We start from the raw sequence: 17283 nt of genomic DNA, 5'->3' as shown, positions 1-17283 counted from the left end.
TCTGCAACGTCCGCGTGTCGTGCGCGGTATCCATTTGTAACCAATTGCACGCTGTCGGCAGCCCCGCGCGGCTGTACGATGCCCTCGCCTACTGCCGCTCCTGCTTCACGCGGCTCACGAGCTGGGTCGGACTGACGAACTGCAGCGCGATCACGACCCACACGAGCGTGATGACCATGTAGATCATCGCCATCGCGTCGATCGACTGCGGCGCGCGCACGCCGGTCGAGAACACCGCGTAATACAGCGCGACGACGAGCGTCTGCGTGCTCGGGCCCGCGGTGAAGAACGTCAGCTCGAACATCCCGATCGTGCGCACCAGCACGAGCAGCCCGGCCGCGAGCATGCCCGGCACCAGCAGCGGCAGCAGCACGTAACGGAAATAGCGCCACGTGTTCGCGCCGAAGATGCGCGCGGCGGCTTCGAGGTTCGGATCGATCTGCTCGATGAACGGCGTCATCACGAGGATCACGAACGGCAGCGCCGGCACGAGGTTCGCGAGGATCACGCCCGGCAGCGTGCCCGCGAGCCCGATCTTGTACATCACGGTCGCCATCGGGATCCCGTAGGTGACGGGCGGCACCATCAGCGGCAGCAGGAACACCAGCAGCGCGAAGCGCTTGCCGCGGAACTGCACGCGTGCGAGCGCATACGCGGCCGGCACGCCGAGCGCGATCGACAGCAGCACGACCGCGCCGACCACCTCGACGGTCACCCACAGCACGCTCGCGAGCTGGAAGTCTTCCCACGCCTTCGCATACCAGTGCAGCGTGAAGCCCTGCGGCAACGGCGTGCCGAACCAGCGCGTCGCGACCGAATTCACCGCGACGGTCGCGATCAGCAGCATCACGTTCAGCAGGAAGAACGCCATCAGCGCCCACACGAGCGCCTTCCATGCGCGGCCGGCGAGGTTGCTTCTCATCCTGTGCGGTTTTCCCGTGTCGACGGGCCGCGCGTCGGGTGCATCGTGCTTCGGCGGCCACGTGCGAGCGGCATGATCGTCGGTCGCCATCAGCCCTTGCCTCCCGTCACCGCGCCCGTATAGAAGAAGCGGCGCGCGCCGAGCATCGACGCGACCACCAGCAGCTGCACGAAGCCCATCACGATCGCGATCGCCGACGCGAGCGAATAGTCGTAGCTCTCGAACGCGGCTTCGGCCGCCGCGATCGAGATCACGCGCGTCGGCCCGGCCGGCGCGCCGAGCAGCACGGCCGACGGAAATACCGAGAACGCCTGCACGAACGACAGGCACGCGGCCATCGTGAGCCCCGGCACGAGCAGCGGCAGGTAGATCTGCCGGAACTGCTGCCACGGGTTCGCGCCGAGCGTCGCGGCCGCGTGCGCGAGGGTCGGGTCGATGCCGCTGATGTACGACAGCATCAGCAGGAACGCGAATGGAAAGCCCGACACGATCAGCGACAGCAGCACGCCCCAGTAGTTGTGCGTGAGGCGCACTTCGTCCGTGTACAGGTGCAGCCCCTGCAGCGCCTGCGGAAACCAGCCGTTTGGCCCGAAATACGTGAGCATCCCGTCGGCGACGAGCACCGTGCCGAGCGTAACGGGAATCACGAGCAGCGTCGTGACGAACTTCTGGTATGGCGAGTTGCGACGCAGCGCGAATGCGACGGGCACCGCGATGCCGACATTGAGCAGCGTCGCGGGCACCGCGAGCTTCAGCGTGACGAGCACGGTTGGCCACATCGCGGTGTCGGTGAAGAACTGCACGTAGTTCGCGAGCGCGCCGCCGCCGTTCATCGGCTGGAACGACAGCACGAGACCGTACGCGAACGGATAGATGAACAGCGCGGCGATGAACGCGAGCGCCGGCGTGACGAGCCAGGCTTTCGCGTCGCGCGGCGCGCCGCCGGTCGCGAGCGTGCTCATGCGGCCTCCGCGCGAGACGCCGCCGTGCATGCCGCTTGGCGCAGCCCGTTCATTGCACGTCTCCCGGATAGACCAGCGTCCGTGCCGGCGCCACGCGCAGCCGCAGCGGTTCACCTTCCGCGAACTCCCCGGCCACACGCGCCCAGATCGCGCCGAACGGCGTGAGCGCGCGGATCAGCGAGTCGCGCCCGCCGTACTCGACGGTCTCGACGGTCGCGTCGAACGCGTTGTCGGCGCCTTCTTCCGCGCGCTCGACGTCGTCCGGGCGCAGCGCGACCACGACGTCCTTCGCGTCGAAGCCGGCCATCGGCACGCCCGCGAGGCGCACGCCGCCCGACGCGACGCTCACGCGATCGCCTGCCATTCCTTCGAGCGTAAACGGCAGCACGTTGCGATAGCCCATGAAGCGCGCGACATGCAGGTTGTGCGGGCGCGTGTACACATCCTTCGGCGACGCGACCTGCTGCACGACGCCCTCCTTCATCACGACGATGCGGTCGGCCATCGACAGCGCCTCGTCCTGGTCGTGCGTCACGTAGATCGTCGCGCGTTCGAGCTGCGTGTGGATGCGGCGAATCTCCGCGCGCATCTCGATGCGCAGTTTCGTGTCGAGGTTCGACAGCGGCTCGTCCATCAGCACGAGCGGCGGCTCGATCACGATCGCGCGCGCGATCGCGACGCGCTGCTGCTGCCCGCCCGACAATTGCCCGGGCAGCTTGCCTTCGTGGCCGACGAGCTGCACGAGCTCGAGGGCCTGCTGCGCGCGCCGCCGCGTTTCTTGCTTCGGCACGCCGCGCATCTTGAGGCCGAAGCCGACGTTGTCGAGCACCGACATGTGCGGAAACAGCGCGTAGTTCTGGAACACCATCCCGAAGCCGCGACGCTCGGGCGGCAGCACGTCGATGCGCGTGTCGTCGAGCCAGATGCCGCCGCGCGTGAGCGGCTGCAACCCGGCGATGCAGTTCAGCGCGGTCGATTTGCCGCAGCCCGACGGGCCGAGCAGCGCGATGAACTCGCCGCGTCGGATCTCGAGGTCGAGCCCGTTCAACGCGGCGACCTGTGCGCCTTGCGCATTGGTGAAACTGCGGCACACGCCGTCGAGCCGCAACCGTTCGAAACCGTGCTTCATTCCACGAACTCCATCGACGCGGGCGCCGCGGCGCCCGCCGGTTCAGCCGTCACTTGGATTTCTGCGAACCGATCTCGCGATCCCACTTCTGGAACGCGGCGACCATTGCCTGCGCGCTGAGCGGCTGCACGTGCGGTCGATCGGCGAGCAGCTTCGCGTATTCGGGGCGACCGAACTTGCGAACGACTTCCTGGCTGTGCGCGGGCGCCATCTCGAGCGTCACGCCCTTCACCGCCGGCCCCGGATAGAAGTACCCGTCGTCGTAGGTCATCGCCTGCTGCGCCGGTTCGAGCAGGAAATTCATCAGCTTGAACAGCACGTCGAGCTTTTCCTTCGGCACGCCCTTCGGGATCACCATGTAGTGCGCGTCGTTGACCCACGTCATGTTGTCGAACGCCTGGATTCTGAATTCGGCTGGCACGATGCCGAGCGCGCGCGGGTTGAGGTCCCAGCCGGTGACGGTCACGGTCATGTCGCGCGTGCCTTCGCCGAGCTCCTTCATCACCGCCGACGTGCCGCCCGGGTAGTACGGCACGCAGTCGTTCAACTGTTTCAGGAACGCCCAGGTCTTGTCCCAGCCGTTGATCGGGTCCTGCGGATTCTTGTCGCCGAGCACGTACGGCAGCCCCATCAGGAACGTGCGGCCGGGGCCCGAGTTCGCCGGGCGCGCATAGATCAGCTTGTTCGGGTGCGCCTTGCACCAGGCGAGCAGTTGATCGGGGGTCTTCGGCGGGGCGCTCACCTTCGCGGGGTTGTATTCGAGCAACGGGCCGGCCGGCATGTAGGTGACTTCGAGACCGAAGCCCTGCGCGAGATCCTGCATCTTGCGTGGGCCGGGCGCGTACTTGTCGAGTACGCCGGGGAAGGCGGCCGCGTTGTCGGGCAGGAGCTTCTGCCACAGGTTCTGCTCGATGCCGGCGGCCAGCGCGTCGGTGCCCGTCAGCACGAGGTCGATGTCGGAGCGCCCCGCCGCCTGCATCGCCTTGATCTTGCCCGGCAACTGCGGGGCGGGTGCGTTCGTGAACGTGACGTTCGCGACGAGATTCGGATTCTTCTCCTTGAACGCCTCGATGGCCTTCTGCGTGAGCTGCAGGTTGCCTGCGACGTCGACGATGTTCAGCGATACGGGGGCGGCAACGGCTGCGGCGGCCGACAGCGCGAAGCCCAGTGCGAGTGCGATCCGGCGGACACGGCAAGCGATCGGGGTGGTGTTCATGTCTCCTCACTTCGGTCGGTGGATGGGACCTTTCTTGTCAGGAAATCATGACGGCGTTATACGATGTCGGTCAACAAAAAACCACGGAATCCGGGGCGGGACTTTCCCTGACAAAAACCCTTCTGCGGTGAGGCGATCCGGCAGGCAGAATGAGCGCCAAGGGCCGAAATGGAGCGCTGAACGATATGAGTTAGGACATCGTATATCGATGCGAGATCAGGCTGAAACCGGGCGGCGACCAAGCACAACCGGCATATTTCGCGGGATGGAATGCCAGGCCCGACGGACGTCCGGCGCGAGTAATCGAATCTTCGTGCCCGTTGTTTATCGACGAGTGGCCATTGGCGGGGACATGGTGAGAAAATGGCCCGGCGGGACCCGCTTTCAGCGAGACAGAGACAATTCCCAGACCGCACTGAAATACTCGGCCAGTTCCTCGTTCGTTACGCTACCGTCGGCAACATCGACCATGAGATCTTCGAGATCGGCTAGACGAGGAATCGAGATGCCCTGTCGTTCCATATACGTCAACGCACAAGTGAGGCCGGTACGCTTGTTCGCATCATTGAACACGTGGCCCCGTGCGATTGCGACGGCATAGGTCGCCGCAATGCCGAACACGTCATCGAGACCCGCGTAATGGACATGATTGTCGACGCGTTGCAGGGCGGCCTCGACTCCGCCCCGACCCGCATGCGCGAAACCGCCGAGGCCGCCGAGATCGCGGATGATCTCGTCGTGGATGGTGATGACGTAGTCGAGATCCAGCAAATCAGCGATCCTTCAACGCGATTAGTACGTCCCGGTGTTCCGAAATGACTTTTCGCGCCGCGCGAAGCACATCGCCTTTCTCGGTCTCGGTCGAAGCCTTGACCTCCGTCGTGGGACGAATGATTGCGCGGGGTTTCAGTTCAACCCCGTACAGCACCTTTCTCTTGGGAGCCATGACAGATACCCGCTAAAAAAAACGATAACAATCAGCCGCTTACCCCGTTCTCATACGGGTGGCCATATCACCGGCAATCATAGCACCCGACGAACCGACGAAGGAGGCTCGGGACGGGCAAACGGTGTCCGTGCGTCAATCCCTCGGACCGGAGCGACCTTCGCCGAGCGCGATCGTCTCGTTGGCCAGCCGCTCCGCATCACGCCGCTCGCCGTAGCCGGATGCCGGATTAGGTGCCCGACCTCGCCGAGATGGACGAGCTGGCCGCCCCACCCGGCCGTCAGCGTCTCGGTGCGTTCGAAGCACGCGAGCGGATCGTTGCGGCTCGCGGCGACGATGCCCGGGAATGGCAGATGTGCAGCCAGGCGGCACAGGCTCAGGCGCGACCGACCCCTGCATCGATTTCCCGGATCGGCTACAGTGGGCGCTTTCGGCGCGCACCGCCCCGCCGCCGCGCCCTGAACCGTGCGCGAGCACGGCGGCACGGGCGGGCGCGGATCATTCACTTCGACGAGCGAACCTTCATGCCCGATCTGTCCGCCTTCCCGATCACGCACAAGTGGCCGGCCCAGCACCCCGACCGTCTCCAGCTCTACTCGCTGCCGACGCCGAACGGCGTCAAGGTGTCGATCATGCTCGAGGAAACCGGCCTGCCGTACGAGCCGCACCTCGTGCGCTTCGACACGAACGACCAGATGTCGCCCGAATTCCTGTCGCTGAATCCGAACAACAAGATCCCCGCGATCATCGATCCGAACGGCCCCGACGGCCAGCCGCTGCCGCTGTTCGAATCGGGCGCGATCCTGATCTATCTCGCGGACAAGACGGGCCAGCTGATCCCGAAGGATCTCGCGGGCCGCTACGAGACGATCCAGTGGGTGATGTTCCAGATGGGCGGCATCGGGCCGATGTTCGGCCAGGTCGGCTTCTTCCACAAGTTCGCCGGCCGCGATTACGAGGACAAGCGCCCGCGCGACCGCTACGTCGCCGAATCGAAGCGCCTGCTCGGCGTGCTCGACGCGCATCTCGCGAACCGCCAGTGGGTGATGGGCGATACCTACACGATCGCCGACATCGCGATCTTCCCGTGGGTGCGCAACCTGGTCGGCTTCTATGAGGCGGGCGATCTGGTCGGCTTCAACGAATTCCGGCACGTCAAGCGGGTGCTCGACGCGTTCGTTGCGCGGCCGGCCGTCGCGCGCGGGCTCAATATCCCGGCGCGCGATTGAGACCGGGCAGCAGCGCGGGCTCGCCGTGTGCGGCCCGCGCGCTGCTCGAGCCAAGCCCGCCGCATTGCGCGGCGGGCATTTTTTTGCCCGTGCGGTGCGCCGGCGTCACGCATCCGGCGGCGCTACTTTCCGCCACGCGCGTCCGGTGCAGGATTTTCCAGCCCCGCCAGCAGCTTGCCCAGCAGTTGCGACAACTGCGCCTGTTCGGCCGCCGACAACGCGGCCAGCAGGTCGCGCTGGTTGTCGATGTGCGCGACGACCGCTTCGTCGATCAGCGCACGCCCGGCGTCGGTCAGCGCGACCAGCGTGCCGCGCCCGTCGGCCGGGTTCGGCCGGCGCTCGACCCAGCCGGCCTTCTGCAGCCGGTCGATGCGCGCGGTCATCCCGCCCGACGACATCATCAGCGCGTCGTACAGCGCGGTCGGCGTCAGCGCGAACGGCGCACCGCTACGCCGCAGCGTCGCGAGCACGTCGAATTCGCCCGGCTGCATGCCGTAGCGCGCGAACAGAGGATTGAGACGGTCGCGCGCAATCACGAGCGCGGCTTCTTGCAGCCGCCCCATCACGACCATCGATGTCGCGTCGAGATCCGGGCGCTCCGCGCGCCATTGCGCGAGCGCATGCTCGGCTCGATCCATTAACCCTCCTCGGCTTGCCAGTTATCTTGACGTCGAGATAAATAGTCATTTATCTTGATATCGAGATACTTTACCTGAAAAACGCGCGGCGCCTCGTGGGCAGCCGCGCACCGATATCGAGGGCCTTGCATTGAATCGCTTCACTTCCCCCGGATGGCGGCTCGCCGCGATCGTGCTCGTCGGGCTGAACCTGCGGCCGGCGCTCGCCGCGGTCGGCCCGTTGCTCGACATGATCCAGCGCGCGACCGGTATCGGCGACGGCGCGGCGAGCCTGCTGACGACGATCCCGATTCTGCTGATGGGATTCGGCGCGCTGAGCGCGCGGCGCCTGCAGCGCGTCGCCGGGATCGCGGGCGGCGTGTGGCTCGGCGTCGCGTTGATCGGGCTGGCTTGCGCCGCGCGCGTCGGTGCGCAGCACGCAGGGTTGCTGCTCGCGAGCGCGTGCTGCGCGGGCGTTGGAATCGCGATGGTGCAGGCGCTGCTGCCCGGCTTCGTGAAGGCGCATTTCGCGACGCGCATCGGCGGTGCAATGGGCGTCTACTCGACGTCGATCATGGGCGGCGCGGTGCTCGCGAGCGTCGTCGCGCCCTTCGCGGCGGCGCGCTGGGGCTGGCTCGTCGCGCTCGCGGGCTGGGCGTTGCCGGCGGCGCTCGCCGCACTGGCCTGGCCGCTGGCGAGCCGTGGCGGCGACGCGCCGGCCGGCGGGCCGCTGTCGGTATCGAATGCGCGGCCGTCGCGTTCGCCGCGCGCATGGCGGCTCGCGTTGTTCTTCGGCATCGCGACGGGCGCCTACACGCTCGTGCTCGCGTGGCTGCCGCCGTACTACATGCGGCTCGGCTGGTCGCCGACCGCGGCCGGCAGCTTGCTCGGCGGCGTGACGCTCGCGGAAGTGGTCGCGGGATTGACGATTGCCGCGACGATCGACCGCCTGCCCGATCGCCGGCCCGCGCTGCATGCGGCGATCGCGTCGCTGTTCGTCGGGTTGCTGACGATGCTGGCCGCGCCCGACGCACTCGCGTTGCCGGCCGCGCTGCTGCTCGGCGCGGGAATCGGCGCGCTGTTTCCGCTGTCGCTGATCGTCACGGTCGACCACGCGGCCACGCCCGCCGATGCCGCGTCGCTGACGGGGTTCGTGCAGGGTGTCGGCTATCTGGTCGCCGGCTTGTTTCCATTCGCGGCAGGTGTCGTGCGCCAGCATCTCGCGGACCTGACGCCCGCGTGGGTCGCGATGGCGTGCCTGTGCGTCGCGCTATTCGCGCTGGCGGCGGGGTTTGCGCCGAAGCTGGCGCGGCACGTGGCGCGGGTCTGAGCGACGCGGGCGCGGGTGCGTTCAGCCCGCGCTCGCGTACAGCGTCGAATCCGCGAACCCTTCGGCGTCGAGCACGCGACCGATCAGGATCAGCGCGGTGCGCTCGATCTGCGTGCCCTGCACCTTGCCGACGATGTCGGCCAGTGTGCCCGTCACGCGTTCCTCGTCGGGCCAGCTCGCGCGATAGATCACCGCCACCGGGCAATCGGCGCCGTAATGCGGCAGCACTTCGTCGACGATGCGCGCGAGATGGCGCACGCCGAGATGGATCGCGAGCGTCGCGCGGTGCGCGGCGAGCGAGCCGAGCGCTTCGCCTTCCGGCATCGTCGTCTTGCCCGCGAAGCGCGTGAGGATCACCGTCTGCGCGACGCCGGGCAGCGTCAGCTCGACGCCGAGCGTCGCCGCGCACGCGGCCGTGGCCGTCACGCCCGGCACGATTTCGTACGGAATCCCGAGCGCTTTCAGGCGGCGGATCTGCTCGCCGATCGCGCCGTACAGCGATGGGTCGCCCGAATGCACGCGCGCGACGTCCTGCCCTTTCGCATGCGCGGCGGCGAGCAGCGCGACGATCGCGTCGAGGTCGAGTTCGGCCGTGTTGACGACCTGCTCCGCGCGATGACCGTCGAGCACGGCGGCCGGCACGAGCGAGCCCGCATACAGGATCACCGGGCACGTGCGCACGAGGCGCTGGCCCTTTACCGTGATCAGCTCCGGGTCGCCGGGGCCCGCGCCGATGAAATACACCGTCATCGAAATTTCTCCGTCAATTCGTGGGATGACCGCTGCGTCGCGTCAGGCGCGCGCGGCCGGATCGAGTGCGTCGACGAGCGTCCGGACCGAGTCGAACGCGCGGTCGGCATCGGGCAGCGGCGGCCGGCGCAGCATCACGACCGGCAGCCTGCGTTCGCGTGCGACGTCGAGCTTGGCCTCCGTGGCCGCGCCGCCGCTGTTCTTGCTGACGACGACGTCGATCCCCGCCAGTGCGAACAGCGCACGCTCGCCGTCGGGCGTGAAGGGCCCGCGCGCGGCGACGACCTGTGCGCGGGCGTTGCCGGGATGCGCATCGAGGCAGCGCACGAGCCAGAACTGGTGCGGCGGGATCGTGTCGAGATGCGCGAGCGGTTCGCGGCCGAGCGTGAACAGCGGACGCCTGAACGGCGCGAGCGCGGCCTCGATGCCGGCCCAGTCGTCGACCATCCGCCAGTCGTCGCCCGGTTGCGGCGTCCACGGCGCGCGGCGCAGCGCCCATAGCGGCACGCCCGCGTCGCGCGTCGCCGCCGCGGCGTTCGCGCTGATTTGCGCGGCATACGGATGCGTTGCGTCGATCACGAGGCCGATGCCGGCGTCGCGAAGATACGCGGCGAGCCCGGCTGCGCCGCCGAAACCGCCGACGCGCACGCCGCAGCGCAAGTCGTCGGGCGTCTTGCCGAGGCCGGCGAGACTATAGACATGATGCGGGCCGAGCGCGCGCGCGATTTTCAGCGCATCGCCGGTGCCGCCGAGCAGCAGGATGCGCGGGCTCATCGCGCCTCCCCGACGAAGCGGCCTTGCCGGTCGATCGCGAACATCTCGACCGCGACCGACGGCGGCACGATGTCGCGCGCCACCTGCAACGCATGTGCGCAAACGAGATCGCCGAGCGGCACGCCGTCGGCCTGCGCGAGTTTCAACGCTTCCTGGCTCGTGTTCGCGGCGCGCATCGCGGCCTGCAGCGCATCGCTCGCGCCGGCTTCGGCCGCCCACTGCGCGAGCAGCGGCAGGTCGATGCTCGAATGGCGGCTGTGCAGATCGAGATGGCCGGCCGCGAGCTTGCTCAGCTTGCCGAAGCCGCCGCACATCGACAGGCGCGCGACCGGCGCGCGCCGCAGGTGCTTGAGCACCGCGCCCGCGAAGTCGCCCATCTCGATCAACGCCATATCGGGCAGACGGTAGTGCGCGCGCATCGCGTCCTCGCTCGCGTTGCCCGTGCAGGCGGCGATGTGCGCGATGCCGTTCGCTCGCGCGACGTCGATGCCCTGATGAATCGACGCGATATAGGCCGAGCACGAGAACGGCCGCACGATGCCGGTCGTGCCGAGGATCGACAGCCCGCCGACGATGCCCAGGCGCGGGTTCATCGTCCTCAGCGCGAGCGCCTCGCCGCCGTCGACGCCGATCGTCACGTCGAAGCCGCCCGCGTAGCCGTGTTCGGCGGCGAGCGCTTCCAGGTGCGTGGTCATCATCCGGCGCGGCACCGGGTTGATCGCCGGCTCGCCGACCGGCAGCGTCAGCCCTGCCCGCGTGACCGTGCCGACGCCCGGCCCGGCATGAAAGCGCACGCCGGGCGCCGCCGCGAGCGCGACGCGCGCGAAGATCAGCGCGCCGTGCGTGACGTCCGGATCGTCACCGGCATCCTTGATCGTGCCGGCTTCGGCGCCGTCGGCCGTGGCGCGGCAGAATTCGAGCCGCATCATCACGCGCTGCCCCTTCGGCAGCACGATCTCGACCGCGTCGTCCGCATGGCCCGCGAGCAGCAGTTGCGCGGCCGCGAGCGACGTCGCGGTCGCGCAACTGCCGGTCGTGTAGCCGAAGCGCAGCGGCGCGGGCTGTTCGGGAGTTTCGTCGCGCATCACGCGTCCGTTGCGTTCGACGGAGTCGACATGGTCGACGAGCCGGCCGCGTCGGGCTTGCGCACGTCGTACAGCGTGACCGGCAGCGGCTGTCGCCACGTGTCGAAACGGCCGAGCGGTTCGGCATGTGCGAGCGACACGCGCGTGAGCGTGCCGCCGTGCACGTCGCGCCACGCGGCGAGCGCCATCTCGCCCTGCAGCGTGACCGCGTTCGCGACCAGCCGGCCGCCCGGTTTCAGCGACGCCCAGCACGCGTCGAGCACGCCGGGCGCCGTCGCGCCGCCGCCGATGAAGACCGCGTCGGGCGCAGCGAGCCCCGCGAGCGCTTCGGGCGCACGACCCGCGACGAGTTGCAGGCCCGGCACGCCGAGCGTTTCGCGGTTGTGTTCGATGAAGCGCTGCCGCTCCGCATGCGCTTCGATCGCGATCGCCTGGCACGATGGATGCGCGCGCATCCATTCGATGCCGATCGAGCCGCTGCCGGCGCCGACGTCCCACAGCAGCTCGCCGGGCGCGGGGGCGAGGCGCCCGAGCGTCATCGCGCGCAGGTCGCGCTTGGTGAGCTGGCCGTCGTGGCGGTACGCGTCGTCGGGCAGGCCGGGCGTGAGCGCGCGGCGCGGCGCGTCGGGGCCCGCCCGGCAGTCGAGCGCGACGAGATTGAGCGCGGCGGTTTCGGCGACGCTCCAGTCTTGCGCGAGGCCATCGATCCGTCGCTCGAGCGGGCCGCCGAGGTGTTCGAACACGCTGACGCGCGTCGGCCCGAAACCGCGGGCGGCGAGTTCGGCCGCGACGGCGGCCGGCGTGCGGCCGTCGGCGCTCAGCACGAACAGGCGCCGGCCCGGCAGCAGATGGCGCGCCAGCGTCGCGAGCGGCCGCCCGACGAGCGAGACCGCGCCCACGTCCTGCAGCGCCCAGCCGAGGCGGGCGGCCGCGAGCGACAGCGACGACGGCGCGGGCAGCACGCGCCATTCGTCGGGAGAAAGCGCGCGGGCGAGCGTCGCGCCGACGCCGAACAGCATCGGGTCGCCGCTCGCGAGCACGCACACGGGCGCGCCGCGGCGCGCGAGCAGCCCCGACAGGTCGAACGGCGACGGCCATGCTTCGCGCGTCGCCCGCAGCCGTGCGGGCAGCATGTCGAGATGCCGTTTCGCGCCGACCACGCGCGTCGCTTCGAGCAACGCGCGCCGCGCGTGGCGTCCGAGCCCCGCGTAACCGTCGTCGCCGATGCCCACTACCGTCAGCCACGCCGTCATCCACCCTTCCCCATCGTTCGATTTCATCGTGTCGCCGCGCGGCCCGGAAAGCGCCGATGCGGCCGTCCGCATTGCGAAATACGGCATGGTACCGTGTTCCACCCCGCGTTTCATCCGGCCGCCCGCTCGCGCCCGGGCATTGCCCGCTTCGCCCGCCGCGAACGGCCAGACGGTCGCGAATCGTGGCCGAAATCGGGTATCCTACGGCCGTTCGTTCGCCGGTGCCCTTCGGGGCCGAAGAGGGAACACAGGGCGCACCGCGCGCCGCTGTGGCTGCCCCCGCAACTGTAGACAGCGAGCCGATCCCCCCTCATGCCACTGGTTCCACCGGGAAGGCCGGGAGCCGGCGCCGACCTGTCAGCCAGGAGACCTGCCGGCCAGAAAGTGCGTGCGTGCCAGTCGGCGTCGGGCGGGGTGTACCGATGCGTTGGCCGCGGCGCCACACTGTTCCGGTATCCCGTTGAGTTCCGCTCCCGATTCGATTCCTGCGTCGTCCGTCGTGCGCCCGTCGGCCTGCCCGGGGCTCGTGCGCGTGGTCGCGGCCGCCGACGGCGGGCTGTGCCGGATCAAGCTGCCGGGCGGCCGGCTCGACGCGCGCCAGGCGCGCGCAATCGCCGCCGCCGCGCGCCTGTACGGCTCCGGCATGATCGATGCGACCAATCGCGCGAATCTCCAGTTGCGCGGCATTCGCGACGGTGCGGCCGATGCGCTGACGCGCGCGTTGCTCGATGCGGGGCTCGGCCCGCGAGCAAGCGCCGACAACGCCACCATCGTCAATGCGGCCGCGCTCGCGGCGAGCGACGACGTCCGCAACGTGATGCTGAGCCCGCTTGCCGGGCACGACCCTGCCGCACTCGTCGACAGCCACGCGCTCGCCGTGCCGCTGCTCGACATGCTCGCGAGCGAGCCGCGTCGCGGCGAATCGTCGCCGAAATTCTCGATCCTGCTCGACGGCGGCGAAACGGTCGCGGCGCTCGATCATCCGCACGACATCTGGCTGGCCGCGTGGCGCCGCGGCGACGGCGCGGTACGTCTCGCGGCGGGGCTAGCCGGCTGTCCGCCGGTGGCGCACGGCGATCGGCCGGCTTCGGTCGACGTGTCCGCGGACCAAGGCGTGGCACTGGTTCGCGCGCTGCTGCTCGCGTTCCTCGATCTCGCGCCGGCTGACGTCACGCGGATGCGCGCATTGCTTGCGACGTGCGACGAACGCACGCTGCTGGAGCGCGCGCAGCACTACCTGCCCTTCCCGCTCGCGGCCGATCCGGCGCTTGCCGACTGGCGGCGCACGCGTGTCGACCCTGCGTTGCGTTTCGGCGCGCGCCCGTCGCGCGACGCGGCGCGTTGCAGCGTCGGCGCGCAATTCGCGCTCGGGCGGCTCGACGCGGCGCAATTGGAGCAGCTCGCCGCACGGGCCGAAGCCGATGGCGACGGCACGCTGTCGATGACGCCGTGGCAAGGCGTGTTCGTGCACGGCGTGCCGAACGAGCGTGCGGCTGCGACGCGCGACGCACTCGCGTCGCTCGGCCTCGTGTGCGCGCCGTCCGACCCGCTGGCGATGCTCGTTGCCTGCACCGGCAGCACGGGCTGCGCGAAAGCGCGCGCCGACACGAAACGCGACGCACGCGCACTCGCCGCGCGCGTCGGCCATCCGCTCGACGTGCATCTGACCGGATGCGAGCGCCACTGCGCGCTGCCGCACCCGGCCGCCCATACGCTCGTCGCGGTGGCGCCCGCGCATTACGACCTTTACCGGCGCGACGCGGCCGCGGGCCTCGGCGCCCCGCTCGCGCGCCATCTGACGATTGATCAGGCCGCGGTCCGACTCATGGACGCGCGGCACAGCCAGGACACCACCGATGCTTGACTACATTCGCGACGGGCAGGAAATCTACCGCCAGTCGTTCGCGACGATCCGCGCCGAGGCCGACCTGTCGCGGGTTCCGCCCGATCTCGAGAAACTCGCGGTGCGCGTGATCCACGCGTGCGGGATGGTCGACGTCGTGTACGACCTGCGCTTCTCGGTCGGTGCCGGCGCGGCCGGCCGCGCCGCGCTCGCGGCCGGCGCGCCGATCCTCTGCGACGCGAGGATGGTCGCCGAAGGCATCACGCGCGCGCGGCTGCCGGCGGCCAATCGCGTGATCTGCACGCTCGGCGAGCCGGAAGTGCCCGACCTCGCACGGCACCTCGGCAACACGCGTTCGGCCGCCGCGCTCGAACTGTGGCGCCCGCATCTCGCGGGCAGCGTCGTCGCGATCGGCAATGCGCCGACCGCGCTGTTCCACCTGCTCGACATGATCGACGCCGGCGCGCCGCGCCCCGCGCTGATCCTCGGTTTCCCGGTCGGCTTCATCGGCGCGGCCGAATCGAAGGCGATGCTCGATGCCGACAGCCGCGGCGTGCCGTACGTGGCGCTGCTCGGCCGGCGCGGCGGCAGCGCAATAGCCGCCGCCGCGGTCAATGCGCTGGCGACGGAGGTCGAATGACGAGCGCGCGCGGACGGCTGTTCGGTGTCGGCGTCGGCCCCGGCGATCCCGAACTGATGACGATCAAGGCGCTGCGCGTGCTGCAGGCGGCGCCCGTGGTCGCGTATTTCGTCGCGAAGGGCAAGAAAGGCAACGCGTACGGCATCGTCGAAGCGCACCTGCTCGACGGGCAGACGCAATTGCCGCTCGTCTATCCGGTGACGACCGAGGCGCTGCCGCCGCCGCTGTGTTACGAGACGGTGATCGCCGATTTCTACGACACCGCGGCCGAGATCGTCGCGGCGCATCTCGATGCAGGCCGCGACGTCGCGGTGATCTGCGAAGGCGACCCGTTCTTCTACGGCTCGTACATGTACCTGCACGACCGTCTCGCGCCGCGTTACGACACCGAGGTGATCCCCGGCGTGTGCGCGATGCTCGGCGGCACGGCCGTGCTCGGCCAGCCGCTCGTCTATCGCAACCAGAGCCTGTCGGTGCTGTCGGGCGTGCTGCCCGAGCACGAGCTGCGCGAGCGGCTCGCGCGCGCCGATGCGGCGGTCGTGATGAAGCTCGGCCGCAACTTCGACAAGGTGCGGCGCGTGCTCGACGAACTCGGGCTCGCGAAGCGCGCGCTGTACGTCGAGCGTGCGACGATGGCAAACCAGCGCATCGTGCCGCTCGACGAGGTCGATCCGATGGCGTCGCCGTATTTCTCGCTGCTCGTCGTGCCGGGGGAAAAATGGCAAGGATGACGACACCGCCCGCGATCGTGATTCTCGGCGCGAGCGCGCTCGATACCGCGCGACGTATCCAGGCGCGCTACCCGGGCGCCCGTGTGCACGGGCTCGCGTCGCGCGTCGACGCGGACGTGCCGTTCGACGAGCTCGGCGCGCACCTGCGCGAACTGTATGCGCGCGGCTTGCCGATCGTCGCGCTGTGCGCGGCCGGCATCGTGATCCGCTGCCTCGCGCCCGCACTCGCCGACAAGGGCGTCGAGCCGCCGGTACTCGCGGTCGCGGAGGACGGTTCGGCCGTCGTGCCGCTGCTCGGCGGGCTGACGGGCGTCAATGCGATCGCGCGCGAAATTGCCGAATGCGTCGGCGTCGCGCCCGCGATCACGACGAGCGGCGAACTGCGCTTCGGCGCGTGCGTGCTCAATCCGCCGGAAGGCTATGCGCTCGCCGATCTCGCGCAGGGCAAGCGCTTCGTGTCCGACCTGCTCGCGGGCGCGTCGACGCGCATCGACGGCGCCGCGCCGTGGCTCGACGCGGTCGCGCTGCCGCGCGATGCCGCGGCCGCACACGCGATTCGCGTGACGCCCGATGCGTGGCGCGGCGCGCGCGACGAACTCGTGATTCATCCGCGCAGCGTGGTGGTCGGCGTCGCCGCGGAGGCCGTGCATGCGGAACACGCGCTGGCCGAGCGCATCGCAGCTGCGCTCGATACGCAGGGTCTCGCCCGGCTGGCGCTCGCGGCCATCGTCGCGCCGGCGTCGGCGATCGGCGAATCCGCGCTGGAAGAAGCGGCGAGCACGCTCGACGTGCCGCTGCGTTTCGTCGATGGCGATAGCGACCGCGACATGCCCGCCGACGCCGCCACGCTGCTCGCCCGCGCATTGCGCGTCGCCCACACGATGCGTGCGGCATCGCACGGCCTCGCGTGCGCGGTCGCCTCGCATCCGATCGATCCCGCGACGCTCGGCCGCGCACGCGGCCGCCTGACGGTGCTCGGTCTCGGCCCGGGCGGCGCCGCATGGCTCACGCCGGCCGCACGCGCGGCGCTCGCGGACGCGACCGACATCCTCGGCTATACGACCTACGTGAACATGGCCGGCCCGTTCCGGGCGAACCAGCGCGTGCACGGCACCGACAATCGCGAGGAAATGCAGCGCGCGCGCCATGCGTTCGAACTGGCGGCCGAGGGCCGCCGCGTCGCGGTCGTATCGTCGGGCGACCCCGGCGTATTCGCGATGGCCGCGGCCGTGCTCGAAGCGCTCGACGAAGCGCGCGACCCGCAATGGGCCGCGGTCGACCTGCGCGTGGAGCCCGGCATCTCGGCGTCGCTCGCGACGGCCGCGCAGGCCGGCGCGCCGCTCGGTCACGACTTCTGCGCGATCTCGCTGTCGGACAACCTGAAGCCGTGGGAAGTGATCGAGACGCGCCTGCGGCATGCGGCGCAAGCCGATCTCGTGATGGCGTTCTACAACCCGATTTCGCGCGCGCGGCCGTGGCAGCTCGACCGGGCGCTCGATATCGTGCGCGCGTATCGCACGGCCGACACGGTGGTCGTGCTCGGCCGCGACATCGGCCGGCCGGGCGCGACGCTGTCGACGACGACCCTCGGCGCGCTACGCGGCGACCAGGTCGACATGCGCACGATGGTGATCGTCGGCTCGTCGACGACGCGGCGCTTCGCGATCGGCAACACGCGCGAATGGGTCTATACGCCGCGCTGGTATCGCTGACGGCCGCTGCGCCCGGCCGGCGCGCGTACCGCATCCGGCGGCGCTCGCGTGAATGCGCATGCGCGCGAGCCGGTAATCGGCATGCCGGCGCGTCGCCGGTTCGCTGGAACCGGTCCATGCGCACCGCGTCGCGCGATCGGCCGG

The 17283-nt window shown here is 69.9% G+C and carries 16 protein-coding genes, 1 pseudogene and 1 riboswitch; of the genes and pseudogenes, 6 read left to right on the top strand and 11 right to left on the bottom strand.

What is annotated here, in order from left to right; translation table 11 throughout:
* Positions 1-88 precede the first annotated feature (88 nt).
* From WS89_RS06315 to WS89_RS31915, 6 genes and pseudogenes are all read right to left on the bottom strand, one after another.
* Positions 89-1012, bottom strand: a complete 924-nt coding sequence (locus tag WS89_RS06315; protein WP_059789920.1) for an ABC transporter permease — start codon at positions 1010-1012, stop codon at positions 89-91.
* Positions 1012-1884 carry an ABC transporter permease gene (locus tag WS89_RS06310; RefSeq protein ID WP_059499087.1) on the bottom strand — a complete coding sequence of 291 codons (873 nt, stop codon included), beginning with the start codon at positions 1882-1884 and terminating at the stop codon, positions 1012-1014. Before WS89_RS06310 ends, WS89_RS06315 begins: the two co-directional genes overlap by 1 nt.
* 49 nt (positions 1885-1933) lie before the next feature.
* Entirely contained in the window at positions 1934-3013 is a 1080-nt protein-coding gene (locus WS89_RS06305; protein WP_059789918.1) for an ABC transporter ATP-binding protein, read from the bottom strand.
* A gap of 49 nt (positions 3014-3062) precedes the next feature.
* Positions 3063-4229 (bottom strand): ABC transporter substrate-binding protein, encoded by a 1167-nt coding sequence (locus tag WS89_RS06300; protein ID WP_059789916.1) that lies wholly within the window; start codon positions 4227-4229, stop codon positions 3063-3065.
* Positions 4230-4613: 384 nt separating this feature from the next.
* Positions 4614-5000 (bottom strand): type II toxin-antitoxin system death-on-curing family toxin, encoded by a 387-nt coding sequence (locus tag WS89_RS06295; RefSeq protein WP_059498911.1) that lies wholly within the window; start codon positions 4998-5000, stop codon positions 4614-4616.
* 310 nt (positions 5001-5310) lie between these two features.
* Positions 5311-5528: pseudogene (locus WS89_RS31915) on the bottom strand (alpha/beta hydrolase); the annotation flags it as partial.
* Between the two features lie 171 nt (positions 5529-5699).
* On the opposite strand from WS89_RS31915, the gene WS89_RS06290 reads away from it, so the two are divergent.
* On the top strand, positions 5700-6404 hold the full coding sequence (locus WS89_RS06290; RefSeq protein WP_059789914.1) for a glutathione S-transferase N-terminal domain-containing protein: 705 nt from the start codon (positions 5700-5702) through the stop codon (positions 6402-6404).
* Between the two features lie 122 nt (positions 6405-6526).
* Here WS89_RS06290 and WS89_RS06285 read toward each other — a convergent pair whose 3' ends face one another.
* Positions 6527-7042, bottom strand: a complete 516-nt coding sequence (locus tag WS89_RS06285; protein ID WP_059498913.1) for a MarR family winged helix-turn-helix transcriptional regulator — start codon at positions 7040-7042, stop codon at positions 6527-6529.
* A gap of 130 nt (positions 7043-7172) precedes the next feature.
* On the opposite strand from WS89_RS06285, the gene WS89_RS06280 reads away from it, so the two are divergent.
* The gene (locus WS89_RS06280; protein ID WP_059789911.1) at positions 7173-8351 is read left to right on the top strand and encodes an MFS transporter; all 1179 of its coding nucleotides are present in this window, start codon (positions 7173-7175) and stop codon (positions 8349-8351) included.
* A gap of 21 nt (positions 8352-8372) precedes the next feature.
* Here WS89_RS06280 and cobM read toward each other — a convergent pair whose 3' ends face one another.
* Genes cobM through WS89_RS06260 form a run of 4 tightly spaced genes read right to left on the bottom strand, consistent with a single transcriptional unit; the run spans position 8373 to position 12213 of the window.
* Positions 8373-9101: a precorrin-4 C(11)-methyltransferase gene (cobM, locus tag WS89_RS06275; RefSeq protein ID WP_059789909.1), complete on the bottom strand. Its 729-nt coding sequence runs from the start codon at positions 9099-9101 to the stop codon at positions 8373-8375.
* A 42-nt stretch (positions 9102-9143) separates the two neighbouring features.
* On the bottom strand, positions 9144-9875 hold the full coding sequence (locus tag WS89_RS06270; protein WP_059789906.1) for a cobalt-precorrin-6A reductase: 732 nt from the start codon (positions 9873-9875) through the stop codon (positions 9144-9146).
* A complete protein-coding gene (locus tag WS89_RS06265; protein WP_059789904.1) occupies positions 9872-10960 on the bottom strand; it encodes a cobalt-precorrin-5B (C(1))-methyltransferase in 1089 nt (362 codons plus the stop codon). The genes WS89_RS06270 and WS89_RS06265 overlap by 4 nt, the downstream gene beginning before the upstream one ends.
* The gene (locus WS89_RS06260; RefSeq protein WP_059789964.1) at positions 10960-12213 is read right to left on the bottom strand and encodes a bifunctional cobalt-precorrin-7 (C(5))-methyltransferase/cobalt-precorrin-6B (C(15))-methyltransferase; all 1254 of its coding nucleotides are present in this window, start codon (positions 12211-12213) and stop codon (positions 10960-10962) included. Before WS89_RS06260 ends, WS89_RS06265 begins: the two co-directional genes overlap by 1 nt.
* Positions 12214-12415: 202 nt before the next feature.
* Positions 12416-12605, top strand: a riboswitch (cobalamin riboswitch).
* 107 nt (positions 12606-12712) lie between these two features.
* On the opposite strand from WS89_RS06260, the gene cobG reads away from it, so the two are divergent.
* Genes cobG through cobJ form a run of 4 tightly spaced genes read left to right on the top strand, consistent with a single transcriptional unit; the run spans position 12713 to position 17139 of the window.
* Positions 12713-14077: a precorrin-3B synthase gene (gene cobG / locus WS89_RS06255; RefSeq protein ID WP_306454013.1), complete on the top strand. Its 1365-nt coding sequence runs from the start codon at positions 12713-12715 to the stop codon at positions 14075-14077.
* Positions 14070-14696, top strand: coding sequence for a precorrin-8X methylmutase (locus WS89_RS06250; protein WP_059789900.1), 627 nt, complete (start codon positions 14070-14072; stop codon positions 14694-14696). Before cobG ends, WS89_RS06250 begins: the two co-directional genes overlap by 8 nt.
* Positions 14693-15427: a precorrin-2 C(20)-methyltransferase gene (locus WS89_RS06245; protein WP_059789898.1), complete on the top strand. Its 735-nt coding sequence runs from the start codon at positions 14693-14695 to the stop codon at positions 15425-15427. Before WS89_RS06250 ends, WS89_RS06245 begins: the two co-directional genes overlap by 4 nt.
* Positions 15424-17139, top strand: a complete 1716-nt coding sequence (cobJ, locus tag WS89_RS06240; protein ID WP_059789896.1) for a precorrin-3B C(17)-methyltransferase — start codon at positions 15424-15426, stop codon at positions 17137-17139. Before WS89_RS06245 ends, cobJ begins: the two co-directional genes overlap by 4 nt.
* The last annotated feature ends 144 nt before the right edge of the window (positions 17140-17283 follow it).

The sequence above is a fragment of the Burkholderia sp. MSMB1072 genome (genome assembly GCF_001524725.1).
GTDB lineage: Bacteria > Pseudomonadota > Gammaproteobacteria > Burkholderiales > Burkholderiaceae > Burkholderia.
This window is presented reverse-complemented; position numbering and strand designations above follow the sequence as displayed.

Bases quoted from the DNA above. Each gene is read 5' to 3' on its own strand.
- WS89_RS06315 (WP_059789920.1), bottom strand. From the start codon at position 1,012: ATGGCGACCGACGATCATGCCGCTCGCACGTGGCCGCCGAAGCACGAT.
- WS89_RS06310 (WP_059499087.1), bottom strand. From the start codon at position 1,884: ATGAGCACGCTCGCGACCGGCGGCGCGCCGCGCGACGCGAAAGCCTGG.
- WS89_RS06305 (WP_059789918.1), bottom strand. From the start codon at position 3,013: ATGAAGCACGGTTTCGAACGGTTGCGGCTCGACGGCGTGTGCCGCAGT.
- WS89_RS06300 (WP_059789916.1), bottom strand. From the start codon at position 4,229: ATGAACACCACCCCGATCGCTTGCCGTGTCCGCCGGATCGCACTCGCA.
- WS89_RS06290 (WP_059789914.1), top strand. From the start codon at position 5,700: ATGCCCGATCTGTCCGCCTTCCCGATCACGCACAAGTGGCCGGCCCAG.
- WS89_RS06285 (WP_059498913.1), bottom strand. From the start codon at position 7,042: ATGGATCGAGCCGAGCATGCGCTCGCGCAATGGCGCGCGGAGCGCCCG.
- cobM (WP_059789909.1), bottom strand. From the start codon at position 9,101: ATGACGGTGTATTTCATCGGCGCGGGCCCCGGCGACCCGGAGCTGATC.
- WS89_RS06270 (WP_059789906.1), bottom strand. From the start codon at position 9,875: ATGAGCCCGCGCATCCTGCTGCTCGGCGGCACCGGCGATGCGCTGAAA.
- WS89_RS06265 (WP_059789904.1), bottom strand. From the start codon at position 10,960: ATGCGCGACGAAACTCCCGAACAGCCCGCGCCGCTGCGCTTCGGCTAC.
- WS89_RS06260 (WP_059789964.1), bottom strand. From the start codon at position 12,213: ATGACGGCGTGGCTGACGGTAGTGGGCATCGGCGACGACGGTTACGCG.
- WS89_RS06250 (WP_059789900.1), top strand. From the start codon at position 14,070: ATGCTTGACTACATTCGCGACGGGCAGGAAATCTACCGCCAGTCGTTC.
- WS89_RS06245 (WP_059789898.1), top strand. From the start codon at position 14,693: ATGACGAGCGCGCGCGGACGGCTGTTCGGTGTCGGCGTCGGCCCCGGC.
- cobJ (WP_059789896.1), top strand. From the start codon at position 15,424: ATGACGACACCGCCCGCGATCGTGATTCTCGGCGCGAGCGCGCTCGAT.